The 13,099-nt window shown below is 36.7% G+C and carries 11 protein-coding genes and 2 tRNA genes; 2 read left to right on the top strand and 11 right to left on the bottom strand.

What is annotated here, in order from left to right; all coding sequences use genetic code 11:
* Positions 1 to 57: 57 nt before the first annotated feature.
* The 4 genes from thiI to C7391_RS06575 all read right to left on the bottom strand — a co-directional run bounded on the left by thiI (position 58) and on the right by C7391_RS06575 (position 2,432).
* Entirely contained in the window at positions 58 to 1,275 is a 1,218-nt protein-coding gene (gene thiI / locus C7391_RS06590; RefSeq protein ID WP_133517745.1) for a tRNA uracil 4-sulfurtransferase ThiI, read from the bottom strand.
* 84 nt (positions 1,276 to 1,359) lie between these two features.
* Positions 1,360 to 1,432, bottom strand: a tRNA-Gln gene (locus C7391_RS06585).
* A gap of 85 nt (positions 1,433 to 1,517) precedes the next feature.
* Positions 1,518 to 1,922: a hypothetical protein gene (locus C7391_RS06580; RefSeq protein WP_133517744.1), complete on the bottom strand. Its 405-nt coding sequence runs from the start codon at positions 1,920 to 1,922 to the stop codon at positions 1,518 to 1,520.
* A 198-nt stretch (positions 1,923 to 2,120) separates the two neighbouring features.
* Entirely contained in the window at positions 2,121 to 2,432 is a 312-nt protein-coding gene (locus C7391_RS06575; protein ID WP_133517743.1) for a DUF2551 domain-containing protein, read from the bottom strand.
* 506 nt (positions 2,433 to 2,938) lie between these two features.
* On the opposite strand from C7391_RS06575, the gene C7391_RS06570 reads away from it, so the two are divergent.
* Positions 2,939 to 3,307 (top strand): hypothetical protein, encoded by a 369-nt coding sequence (locus C7391_RS06570; RefSeq protein ID WP_133517742.1) that lies wholly within the window; start codon positions 2,939 to 2,941, stop codon positions 3,305 to 3,307.
* Between the two features lie 1,246 nt (positions 3,308 to 4,553).
* The gene (locus tag C7391_RS06565; protein ID WP_133517741.1) at positions 4,554 to 6,167 is read left to right on the top strand and encodes a phosphate--AMP phosphotransferase; all 1,614 of its coding nucleotides are present in this window, start codon (positions 4,554 to 4,556) and stop codon (positions 6,165 to 6,167) included.
* Between the two features lie 324 nt (positions 6,168 to 6,491).
* Here the strand turns inward: C7391_RS06565 and C7391_RS06560 are convergent, their stop codons facing one another.
* From C7391_RS06560 to ahbC, 7 genes are all read right to left on the bottom strand, one after another.
* A complete protein-coding gene (locus C7391_RS06560; RefSeq protein ID WP_133517740.1) occupies positions 6,492 to 7,067 on the bottom strand; it encodes a cysteine hydrolase family protein in 576 nt (191 codons plus the stop codon).
* A 103-nt stretch (positions 7,068 to 7,170) separates the two neighbouring features.
* On the bottom strand, positions 7,171 to 8,079 hold the full coding sequence (locus C7391_RS06555) for an AraC family transcriptional regulator (RefSeq protein WP_133517739.1): 909 nt from the start codon (positions 8,077 to 8,079) through the stop codon (positions 7,171 to 7,173).
* 335 nt (positions 8,080 to 8,414) lie between these two features.
* Complete coding sequence (locus tag C7391_RS06550; RefSeq protein ID WP_133517738.1) at positions 8,415 to 8,972, bottom strand: beta-class carbonic anhydrase; 558 nt, start codon at positions 8,970 to 8,972, stop codon at positions 8,415 to 8,417.
* A 278-nt stretch (positions 8,973 to 9,250) separates the two neighbouring features.
* On the bottom strand, positions 9,251 to 10,327 hold the full coding sequence (locus tag C7391_RS06545) for a uroporphyrinogen decarboxylase family protein (RefSeq protein WP_133517737.1): 1,077 nt from the start codon (positions 10,325 to 10,327) through the stop codon (positions 9,251 to 9,253).
* A 184-nt stretch (positions 10,328 to 10,511) separates the two neighbouring features.
* Positions 10,512 to 11,612 carry a DNA alkylation repair protein gene (locus C7391_RS06540; RefSeq protein ID WP_133517736.1) on the bottom strand — a complete coding sequence of 367 codons (1,101 nt, stop codon included), beginning with the start codon at positions 11,610 to 11,612 and terminating at the stop codon, positions 10,512 to 10,514.
* Between the two features lie 36 nt (positions 11,613 to 11,648).
* Positions 11,649 to 11,733: transfer RNA gene (locus C7391_RS06535), tRNA-Leu, on the bottom strand.
* A gap of 65 nt (positions 11,734 to 11,798) precedes the next feature.
* On the bottom strand, positions 11,799 to 13,013 hold the full coding sequence (gene ahbC, locus C7391_RS06530; protein ID WP_133517735.1) for a 12,18-didecarboxysiroheme deacetylase: 1,215 nt from the start codon (positions 13,011 to 13,013) through the stop codon (positions 11,799 to 11,801).
* Positions 13,014 to 13,099 lie beyond the last annotated feature (86 nt).

The following is a 13,099-nucleotide window of genomic DNA, read 5'->3' as shown; positions in this document are numbered from 1 at the left end:
TTTCAGCTTATTTTTAGCTTATTTTCAGCTTAAAATAATGATCAAAACGAATTCCGGTTAAATCTTCATTTCAATAATTTCAGCGTTCATAACTGTTTTTTGAATCATTTCATCAATATCAAAAACCATCTTTTCTTCTTCCATAACGGCTGCCGTTAAAACTGCTTTCACTTCAGGCTTATCCGGAACAGCTAAACACTCTTTTTCACCGTTTGAACGAATTGAAATATCAAATGTGCCGATTCTCTGCGCAATATCAATGATTTCCTGCTTGTCAAACGCCAACAGCGGATGATAAAGCGGCAAACTTAAACCATACGTTTCTGAAAGCATATTTTCAGCGGTCTGCGATGCAACCTGCCCGAGAGAAGAGCCTGTAATAATGCCGCTCGCATGTTCCTTTTCCATAACGGCACCGGCAATTCTGAACATGAATCGTTTGCACATCAAACAGATATTTTTTGGACCTGTCGTCTGCATCATTTTTTTCATATATTCACCGTTTTTAATGCGGTAAATTTTTTGTTTCCGGCCAGGCATCCATGAAAATAAAACTTTGGCATTTTCGATTGCTTTTTCGGCAACAATTGACCCGGCATATTCTTCATTGTCAAAGAAAACCGGAATAATTTCAATACCGCGTTTCATCATCAGCCAAGCCGCAACCGGAGAATCGATGCCGCCGGAGAGCAAAACAACCATTTTGCCTTGCGTTCCCGTCGGAAAGCCGCCGGGTCCTTTTATTGTTTCAGAATAAACATAAGAGTTGGTTTGACGAACCTCGACAAAAACTTCCTTATCGGGATTTGTTAAATCAACGGCGGGCGTTTTGCCGGTTTCAACCAATTTGTTCCAAATCGCATCACCGCATTGGCGCGCGATTTCATTGGACGTAAATGTGTGGTTCCCTGAACGACGTGCGCGCACAGCATATTTTTCACCGTCAGCAATCATTTCCGAGCCGATTTCAGCGCAAAGAGCGGTAATTGCAGCCGGGTCGGACGGGCAAGTGTATGCCGATGACACGCTGACAACACCGAAAACAAGTGCCGCTTTCTCGGCAGCAGCCGGATCTGATGAATGAATAAAAATACGGCCGAAATCCCTTTGGATTTTAGAAAAAGCAACATTGTGATATTCAAGCATTTGCTGAATGTTGTTTTTTAAAATTTGCTCGTATCGATCGCGAACACCTTTGCTTTTCAGCGACAGCTCACCGTAGCGGACAATAACAATTGTTTTTTTTGCCGGTAAATCGGTCGACTGAATTGACATACTTATTCCTGATTATTCCTGAGGCGTCATTGATTGATAAATGTAATTAACGAACATAAAAACAACAGAAAAGAAAAATAATAGTAGCCCGGCACGGATTCGAACCGAGGTTACAGGATCCAGAGTCCCGTATGATTGACCACTACACTACCGGGCTTCGTTGTTATGAGAATTAACGAAACCTACTAATTGTAGAATCCTATAAATAGTTTTCCGCCCGATTGTTATTTTAACGAATTTGATTAATCTAAGGATTCTTCACTGTTTTCTAAAATCGCTGTCCACCACCAGCGAGCCATGTCCATCAAATCTTTGGAAAATTGGCCCGAAAGATGATATTTTTGATTTTTAATGCTGATTAATCCGGCACCGGTCAATTTATTTCTCATTGAATAAAAAGATGCGCGGCTGACACCTAAATATTCAATAATCATTTGCCAATCTTCTGTTCGAAGCGGATTGCCTTCTTTTTGGCGGGATTCAACCAAATTCAAAAATTTCTGGCCGCGGATTGCGGTTGCATCTTCTTGAAACAAGCGGCGCATTAAACTGTAATACGGATCTCGAGAACTGCTGACTCGGGCACTTGATTCCGAACGGATGACAATGGTGGTTGCCGTTTTCGGAGCATTTTTTACAATAGACATAACAGCTTATTGTCTCCTCTTGTTTTTATTTCTTTTTAATGAAACAAATAATAAACTAAAGTAAAATAAAGTAAATTATGAAACAAATAATAAAGTAAATTATAAAATAAAACCGTATCCCGTAACCGAAATAAAAAAGTATTTGTTATTCTGAAAAATATTCAGAAAAGCGTTCTCAGTCAAAGTGGCGTTTTGAATTCAGACAACGCGGACAGCTTTCAGACAACTGTCAATTAACGCGACATATTCGTCTTTAACGGTGTAGACCGTCGGTGTTTTGTAGGATTCTTTGTGGGATTTTAAAATTCCTACTTTTGATTGAATATATCCGATCATTGAAGCAACTTCGTTGCGTGTGACCTGATAATCTTCAGACAATAAGTCATGTATTTGACTGACTGTAAATTCCTTGACTTTAATGAAAAGGTCTAAGCATTTTTTGCGATAACCGGTAGAGTCTGCCGCTATGAATTGTTCAAGGCGGGACATGATACTTTCTTTCAAAGACATGAGTGTATACCTCTGAAAATTTAAAATTACTTGAATGGAAGTTTATAGAAACTGATAGAAATATATAGAGCCTCTCATATTTTACTCAAAATATTCCTATAATAAATCACAATAGACTGCATCATATAAAAACTTATCACAAAAAAATACATGATTTGGCATTCTTGTTAACTAAAAAACAGACTTTTATTAAAAAACAGGCTTTTATTAATTATGAGGCATTATTATAATTGAGGTTTTAAAAAATGATCTGTCATTATGATTTCAAAACCGGAATCCTGCTTCTTGAAGAGGATATATTGATGCCGACAGATCATGATATCGATGAAATCGGCATTTGTCCCAAATGCTCCGGCCAATTAAAGTCTTTAAGCGGTCATTTCAGAAAAGGAAAAACACAGGATTCAGATGAACAAATTATTGTTTCCGCATGCACGATTTGTTCAACCGTTTTTGTAAATATATATGATTCCAATTGGTCTTGGATAAATGATGCAGAGCCGGAATTGGTCGATTTAATTCTTCCCCCGGATTACAAAAATGAAACACAGGTTGATGGGGCACAAAATCATAAAAAACAAAATAATGATAATGAAATAAATGATGGCGGGATACAAAAAAATCAAAAACGAAAAGATCAAAAAGACGAAAAAAAGGATCCGTTTTTTATTCCTGTCTATTCTGATATTATTAATACGGTCGAAGAATTGAATAAAATTCCAAGAGAACAACTTTTGACAATATTTTCAAAGACAGAAATTGACGCTTTGATCAAAAGAGCCGGGAATGAAAAATATATTCGCCAATATTATCATCGCGCCAAAAAAAAGTATCAAAAATTTGAAGAAATTTTTGGAATTAAAATTAATATTTAATTTCAAATTAATTTTAACTTAAATCGATACGAGTCGGAACTTGTCACACATTTTTGTTACGCACAATCATTTAAATAAATTTAAATGAATTTAAATAAATTTAATAAATTTGAATAATCTGGATTTGAATTAAAATTAAAAAATTGAAATTGTTATTTTTTGCCGGAATAATTGATTTGAAAAAATGTAAAAATTATTATGTTATCATGTATTGAATAATATGTATTTGTTTTAAATATTATTCTGGAAATTTATGTCAGATAAAATTCAAATTTATTCCTAAAATAATTTCAAAAATTAAATATTTGACTATATTTATATAAATGTTTTATGATTGTAGCATATAGACTCATAATAAGAGATTCCTCGTTGAACATATAGGGAATTTTTGAAATTTTATCATATTTGTGATCAAATATTTATCCAAAAATCAAAAGCATTTTAAAAATTTTATTGAATTATCCTGCATTCTATACACTATATGAACAGAGGATTTGTTCAAAGACGTTCTTTCAAAAAACCGGCATTTTCTAAACTCAATCATTCCAAAGACATTATGAACTTAGAGTTTCTGAACGATTTAATGCCTATTTACTGCAAAAAAGATTATTCGAAGACATTTTGCTTTTTTCAAATATTTGATGCCTATACTCTATTGAATAAATCATTAAACTCAAAATAATTTTTTTCGAAAAAACCGGTCAAATGAAAAATTCAAAAAAACTGTAATTTTAAAACAAAATTTATGAAAAAAAATGAATTTAATAGATGTTTAAAAATATGTATTTTTATTGTTACTTTTGAAATTGAAGTTACTAGATTAAAAGATTCATATTAAATATCTAAAATATATGTTTTTAAAAATCTGCTTTTTGAATCATTTTCAAAAAATGAAATGAATTTTAAAATTTGTTTCACATTTTTATTCGCAATATATTATAATAAATATTTGAGAAAAATATCTATTTTTCAGTGAATATAATTTGAATGAATTAATCATTTCTAATGTTCTATCCGATTTGGTTATAAAATCGTTTTTAAAAAATAAATCTTTAAAGATAGATATTTGAATAACTTCAACTAAAAAACAAGAAAAAAGCAATTTAAAAAATTATAATTCAGATTTTAGTTTAATTTCAATTTAATTACAATTTAATTTTAATTTAATCATTTACTTTATTTACTTTTAAAAACATTATTATATATTTAAATTGGCGATATAATTGTTGAGAAAACGGGTGATAGAATGATTTCTGAAATAAAGTCGGAGTTTCCGGAAAACACAGATTTTTCAAAATTAATTAAAGAATACGGTGATGAGCTCGGGATTTTGCAAAGAGAAGCAAGAGACCTTGAAATTCCTTTGGTAATTGTTTTTGAAGGCTGGTATGATGTTTTCATTGGTGAAATCATTAATCGGCAGCTGTTGCCGCTCGATTCACGCGGATTTGATTTTCATTTTACAAATGCGCCGACATCTGAAGAAAACAAAATTCCTTTTATTTTCAGGTTCAGCCGCAAGATTCCGCCGAAAGGAAAAATTGCCGTATTTGACCGCAGCTGGTACATGCGCGGTCTGATTGAACATCTTTTAAATGAATCTGAAAAATTCGGCTGTGCCAATCTGACTTACAAAACAAATCTGGAAGCCATTTTAACGGAACCGGCAAATGAAGAAGTTATCCATACGCCTAAATTTGCCCGTTTAATAAAAACAATAAATGATTTCGAGAGCACGCTTTACAATAATGGCACTCGCTTTGTTAAAATCTATTTGGGGGCACGCAAAGAAAAACGGATTGAAAGTCACAAGCTTTGGAAAAAAATCATTCCGTATGATATTGATAAGAGATCAACGGAAAAAATTTACAAAAAAGATGTCCGCGTCTTAAAAGAAGTTTTGGAACAAACGAATACGGAATATGCGCCTTGGAATCTTTATTTTGTAAATCAGGATATTGATGAAGCCACCGCAACCACGATGAAAATTATAATTGATCAAATCAAACAAATCATTTTTGATGTCAAATCATCCCGTTTTCTGGAACAGGAAAAAACAGATTATTGTGAAATCAGTGAAAATACCTGTCCCGAAGTTCCGCTTATGAAAGGCCCTCTTGATGAGGTTGATTTAACAAAATGCTATTCAAAAGAAGAGTATAAGAAAAAGTTAAAGAAAAATCAAAAGAAATTGGCTTTTTCACACTATTCCTTATATTTAAACAAAAAGCCGATGGTTTTGGTTTTTGAAGGGTGGGACGCTGCCGGCAAAGGCGGAAGCATCAAACGCATTGTTCAATCCATGAATCCGCGGTACTACCGTGTGATTCCGATCGGGTCGCCGACAGACGTAGACAAAAAGTACCATTACCTATGGCGGTTTTTAGACGGCATCCCACCGTGCGGCAAAACGTCGCTTTTTGACAGAAGCTGGTACGGCCGAGTCATGGTGGAACGCATCGAACATTTCTGTACGGAAGAAGAATGGCAGCGCGCTTATGATGAAATTAAGCATTTCGAAAAAGCGATGACGGACAATGGTGTTATTGTTATAAAATTCTGGATGCACATCAGCAAAGAAAAACAATATGAAAGATTCACAGCCCGCTCATTAAACCCGCTGAAGCAATGGAAATTAACGGAAGAAGACTGGCGCAACCGTGAAAAATGGAATGAATATTATAACGCCGTCAATGAAATGATTGAAAAAACAAGCACTGAAAAAGCGCCATGGGTGATTGTTGAAGCCGATGACAAATATTATGCCCGGATTAAAGTCTTAAAAACAATCGTCAAAAGAATTGAAGAAGAATTAAATGATGAAATGGAAGAACTGGATTTCCCAATCAGCAGTGATTAAATTTTGAAAAAAAGATGTTTGGGTTTTAGAAATTCTTGAAAATCTAAAACAACCGCCTCCAACGACGCATTTTACGAGCAGAGCGAGTAAAAGAAGGAGTTGGAGATTCTTACCCATTTGTTAAATAAACCATATGAAAAAGTATTATTCCAATCAAATTTAAGTCGAGTAATCGTTTTTGGCAGCGAAGGGGAATAATCCGCAATTCTGCAATTTTGTTCGCTGTCGCTCACTAAATCTTGAATTGCGGTCGTATTTGAACTTTCATTTAATTTATTCAAATAAGTTAAACAGAACTTCATACGAAAATGAGTCGCAGGCGGCTCAAACAACTTTCACCTGCATGCCTTCCAGGATATCAAGCGTTTTTTGATGAAGTACGGGATCAAATGAAGCGCAAAGCGATCCGTCAACAATGATTTGAGCATTCGGCCAAGCCGCCTGGAAAACACAAACATTTGAAAGAACACACATGTTTGTAACAAGACCGACCATTTCAATCGTTTCAATATCAGCACCGACTTTTTGAAGAAGATCAAGCATTTTATCAGGAGAGACGCCAAAAGTCGTTTTACAAAGCTCATAAACCGGCACATTTTTCTTTGTATTTGTTTCTGCTTTCGATTTGGCTTTTTGAATCGCGTCGCCTGTTTTTCCGTACAAATCCCAACCGGGCGTTTCAATAATTGTATGTGGAACCGGCAACGCTTTTCCCTCTCTTGTATTGAGATAATCCGGTGTGTGTGTATCCATCGTATAAACAATAACGGAATCGCTTGATTCAGCTGCCGATTTTACTTTATTTGCAATGCCCTCATCCAAAAGTTCCGCGCCGGGAAAACCGATTGAACCGTCAACGAAATCCTTTTGATAATCAATAACAACTAACATTTTTTTCATAATCAATCTTCAGAGTTAAATTATAAATTCATTCTGTTTCATTATTCTGTTTTGTTTCATTCTGTTTTAATTCATTCTGTTTTAATTCATTGCATTTCTTAATTTATTCTGTCTTCATCTTCTTAATAACAGGAATCCATATTTCGCTTTTATAATCTTCTTTGGATGTGTCAGGACTTTCATTCCATAATATTTCCGGCCCGTCACACAATTCATAATCGGAAAGGGAAAGCCATTCAGAATAAATGCGCGCCCAAGTAGCCTGCAAAGCATCCGGAAATTTTCCGCTGACAGAAAAAACAGCCCATGTATACGGTTTAACGTATAAACTGTCATACTCTGCATTTCCGGCATTTTCAGCAGTTTTCTCAGAAAGCGATTTGGATGAAGCAACACCAATAAACTGATCAAGCTCGCTTCCTTCCTGCGTTCGATCCGAAAAATTGACAGACACATTCAGCATTCCTTTTGGTTCCGTATCGGATAAACTTTTCAGCTCGGCAATTATTTCCGGCGTTAATTTTTCGTAAACGGACTCCATTTGCGTATTAATACCGTTAAAAAGAAGCGTAATCCTCTTTTTAAAGCCGATAATGTAAAACGCCTCTTTCTCAACAATTCTGTAATTCATTTTTGTTCCTCCTTTTATTGTTAATTGAAATGTCATCGGTGTAAAGATCTTTATCAAAGAGTCAGCCTCCCGCGCTTTAGACGGCGTGATTCCGTGAAACGAATGAAACGCTTTTGTAAATGCATCGGGAGACTCATAACCCAATTCAAGCGCCAAATCTGCAATTTTAATCTCTTCCGCCCTCAGCCTTTCAGCAGCGTTGCTTAATTTTCTTGAACGAATGTATTCCCCAAGCGGCATTCCCGCCAAAAATGAAAACACTCGAAGAAAATGATATTCAGAGCAGCCGGCAATTTCAGCGGCTTTTGAAAAATCAACGCCGGAAAGCAGATTGTTTTCAATATATTCCATCGCTTGGTTCATTTGTTCTAAAGAATTCATGTTTTCACCAAAAATGAAGCAGTTCTTAAAACAATAAAAAGGTTCGCCCGTTATTTTTATTTCAAATATTGACGGGTCTTTTTTACTTAAATTTTTTACTTATTTGAAAAAACAAAAAAGAAAATAAAAAACAAAAAAGAAAATAAAAAGAGTAAAAATAAGAATAGAAAATAAGAATAGAAAATAAGAAAGTAATAAGAAAAGAAGATACGAAGATGAAATAATCAATTTTAAAAATTAATCTAAAAGAATTAAACAAAATATAATTAATCTAAAATCATTAATTAAGGATAAATTGACGAAAAACAATTAATAATTTTAAAATCATAAATTCATTACGCTTCATTTTCAATTTTATCTAATTTTCCGGTATGAGGATCCATTAAAAATCCGTAAACATTAATGTCGGCCGAAATCAGCGGATGTTCTTTAATCAAAGTCACCGTTTCAGCAACAGAAACAACCGGGTTTTCAAATCCGCTCAGCCATTTATGAATATCAATGCCGTCGGATTCTACAATCTCGATTTTATCTTCTGTAATACCTTTTTCTTTCATTTTTTCAATTAATTTTAATGAATCTAAATTTTTCATACCGCAGCCGTAATGGCCGATAACCATGATTTCCTGAACGCCGAGTTCATAAATCGCCACCAATAAACTTCGCATCACACTGCCGTAAGGATGTGTAATCATGGCACCGGCATTTGTAATAATTTTGATGTCGCCGTTTTTAAAATTGAGTGCCGCCGGCAGCAATTTTGTCAGCCTTGTATCCATACAGGAAAGAACAGCAATTCTTTTATTCGGAAAACGGGTTGTGTCGAATGTTTCGTATTGCTTGCCGTCAACAAAACTTTGATTATATTCGAGTATTTCATTAATAAGCGACATACTTTTCTCTCCATTTTAAAAAACAGACGCAAGAAAAAAATAAACCTGCGAATTTTCAAAATAGACGGCTCGTCTTTCCTTTTTGGCTTAAAACGATAGCGTCTGTAATAATTTAATAATTAAACGAGTTGGAAGGAAAGAATAAGAACATAATCAATTATAAATTTTCGTATAAATGTATTAAAAAGATTAAAATTCAAAAAAGAACGGTGAAACGACAGATAATTAGAACAAATGTCGTTGCACCCGTTTTTATTAAATTTTTATTAAATAATATTTTAATCATATCTGCCGTATTTTTCAGCAGCGTCCACCATTGCCATTAATTTAATGGGATCCGCGTCAACCGGAAACTCACAGCCCGGCGCAAGAACAAATCCGGAAGGAGAATTCTTGCCTTCTTCAATTGTTTTTTTGCAGATTTCCATGATTTCTTCATAAGAATGATTCAGGAAAAGCGGCGGATTGATATTTCCGCAAACAACATCGTGATCTCCGAATGCTTTGATTTGGTCTTTGATAGGCGTTTCAGGTCCGAAAATCCAGAAATATTTTCCCGACCAATTCAATTCTTCTCTCAATTTCGCATAATATGGAAGATTCAGATTTTGATTGGCGCACGGATGCATTAGCACAGTTTGAATCCCGAGAGATTTGACATGGCTGTGAACTTTTTTCATGTACGGATAAGCAAAATCTTCAAACATCTGAGGCGGAATCATATTGTTTGATTCGGTCGGGCCGCCGTCAAAAGGCATCAGGCTTTCAGCGCCGTATTTCTCCGCGAAATAATCCAAAGCGTTGATGTACATATCGCTGACTTTATCCAAAAGAAGATGAACCGCTTTCGGTTCTTCAATCAGCCAAATTAAAAATTCGGACGTATCCGCAATGACCGACGATGCGGTGAAATTGCTGCCCATCTGAATCGTAACAGGCATCCCAAGCTCAAAACAACGCGATGCGACGCGGTCGGCAATGCCGTATGCGCCCGGCAATTCTTTATCAAAACTCGGCACTTCAAGCTTTTCAATATCTTCAACAGTAACGACCGGATGCTTTTTCACATAAGGAGCGCCTTCACCTTTTTTATAAGGGAAGCCAATTTCTCCGCCAAATTCCCATGCGCCGCAGGAAGCGTAACCATACATCGGCGTCTGCTCATAACCGTGAAGTCTCATAGCTGCGAATTGCGCTTCAAAACACTTGTCTCCGTCAGCATAGAAATCACCAAGTGAAATTCCGGTAATTTTAGTACTATATCCCGAAATAAAAGGAACAACGGGTACACGATCAGGCTTTTGTCCTGAAATCAAAGCGCCCATGCGCTCTGCTGATGTCATTTTATTTGTCATAAAATTTTACCTCCGTTTAATTCCGTTTTTTCGTTTTCCAATATAACTATATAGATAACGATATAAATAATTACTTAAATTTAAAAATATAAAATCGAAGAAGAAAAAAAGAACGGTCAGTAAAAAATGCCGAAAAACCCGTCTGTGACAGATGAAAATAGAAGCCGATGTAAAATCCGTTTTATTACTTTGTTAATTCAAAATCAAGCGTTCCTTTCTCCGCACCGTTGACAATAAGCGTCACGGAATGCATCCCAGGATGATGTTTCCTTGTGCTTGCATCTGCGAAGGAGTGCTTTTTTGAATAAACTTTTTTTTGGTTTTCTTTGAGTGAAATTTCAGAAATTTGAAATATTTTTCTGTTTCGTTTCCCGTTGGATTTGACATAATCAATTCCGTATTCCAGTCTGACCTTTATCGGTTCTTTGACCGAAACGGCAAATGAAAAAACAATGTCGTCTCCGATTGAAACAGACGACGCATTTAATGTAAAATTTTCTACATTTACGGAAGCGGCATTTTGGAACCCGAAAATAGCCAGCACATCCCGATTGCCTTTTTTAAGCAGCGTTCGGCATCCGTGTTTGACAATCCAATCGGTATATTCGTTTTTCCCGTACCACTCTTTTGCAAGTTTCGCAACCAAGTCCGGATGTGTTTTAGAAATATCATTTAAATTGTTGGCCACACTTTTACGGACATACAGTGATGGATCAGCTTTCAGTTTTTCCAAAATCTTAAGAACCGGCGTTGGATCTTTTTTAAAGCAGGGCAATGCTTGTCCCCATGGAAGAGCGGGACGGCAACCTTCAGAGGCAAGCCGTCTGACATGCTCATTATCATTTTCAGCCCAAACCGCCATCTGTGCCATCATACGCTTTTTGTTGTGTATGATAAACGGCCTTACAGCAAATTCGGAAGAAGAGAAAGGAGTATACTTCTCAAGCGCAGCGATTGATAACTCCAAATGGCATTCATCCTGCCCAAAAACTTCAACAAAATCCGGAAAATACATTAAAGAAAAGTCGTTATGTCCCTCTGGATAACCTGCCAGGACTTGATCAATAATGACAAGCGCCTGTTCATAGTCGGCCGGCAAATATTTTCCTAAATTTTCAGAAATTCGACGCATGCGGGCTTTTAATTCCAACTCATTCCATGTTTCATCCATTATGCCGCTGACAAAATCATCTGTTTGAAACAAAGGATAAACAGCTTGAATGCGCAAAGCAAGTTCGTGAACAGACTTGTCATTATAAAATTTGTCTTTCATTAATTCCGGCATATAATCCTCTATCAGATATGTTTATCAGAGATGTGATGCAGGGGACGGGATTCGAACCCGCGAATCTCTACAGAACAGGGTCCTAAGCCCTGCGCCTTTGACCAAGCTCGGCAACCCCTGCAAATGAAATAAAAGAAATTGGTCAAATAAAAATAGAAGAAAAAGGAAAATAAAAAGAAAACGGAATCAATTTCCGCTTTCAGGTTTTTTTGTAATTTCTTCTTCCGTGAAATAACAGGCCGGATCATCACCCCAAACGTTGCCGGTCACGGCTTCGGCGCGAACGCGGAAGTTGCCGTTGCAGACTGCCAGCCACTGGCAGCGGGCGCATTTGGGTGCGTTGGCGCGCAGCAAATCTTTCCTGTCTTTCAAGCCGGCCATGAGCGGATCGCTTGTGTCGGTCCAGATTTCAGAAAACGGTCTTTCACGGATGTTGCCGAATGTGTGATGGCGCCAGAATTGATCGGCGTGAACATCGCCGTTCCAGGAAACACAGCCGATTCCGATGCCGGTTGAATTGCCCTGATTCATTTCCAAAAGTTCATAAACTTCGGCGGCGCGTGCGGGATTTTCTTTTAACAGGCGCATGTAAATGTAAGGCGCATCGCAATGGTTATCCACCGTCAAAACTTCGGCGGGGAATCCTTTTGCGTGAAGCTCGGCGGTTTTGTCCATGATTAAATCAACGACTTTTCGCGTTTCTTCGTGCGTTAAATCTTCTTCTACCATTTTACTGCCGCGGCCGGCGTAAACTAAGTGATAGAAACAAATTCTCGGAATCTTTTCGCGTTCCAGGAAGTCAAAAATCGCCGGAATTTCATCAACATTGTGTTTGTTAATTGTAAAGCGGAGACCGACTTTTATGCCTTCGTCCTGACAATTTTTAAGACCTTGAATCGCTTCATCAAAAGCACCGTCGTAGCAGCGGAAACGGTCGTTCACTTCCGGCATACCGTCAAGTGAGATGCCGACGTAAGACAAACCGACTTCTTTGAGCTGTTTCGCTTTTTCTTTTGTAATGAGCGTTCCGTTGGTTGAAATAACGGCGCGCATGCCTTTGTCTTTCGCGTATTGAGCCAATTCCACCAAATCTTCTCGAAGAAGCGGTTCGCCGCCCGAAAATAAAATGACGGGTGATCCGAATTCCGCTAAATCGTCAATAAGTGCTTTTCCCTCTTCCGTTGTAAGTTCCGTTTTATCCTCAACATTCGGATTGACCGCATGCGCATAGCAGTGGACGCATCCGAGGTTGCATCTTTTTGTCATATTCCATACGACAACAGGTTTTTTGTCTTTAGAAAACTGAAGCAGATGTGACGGTAACTTTTTTGAATCGCGATTGTAACGAAGAGCGTCAGACGGCTCGACGGTACCGCAATATAATTTAGAAATACCAATCATAGACCCTAACTTATACAATAATCATTAAATACCTTTCTGAAAAAAAATGTTCGGCATAAGCAGAATTTTTTATAATAATAATCATT

The sequence above is a fragment of the Methanimicrococcus blatticola genome (assembly GCF_004363215.1).
Lineage (GTDB): Archaea > Halobacteriota > Methanosarcinia > Methanosarcinales > Methanosarcinaceae > Methanimicrococcus > Methanimicrococcus blatticola.
The sequence above is the reverse complement of the archived record's forward strand: the minus strand, read 5'-3'. Positions and strand labels throughout refer to the sequence as shown.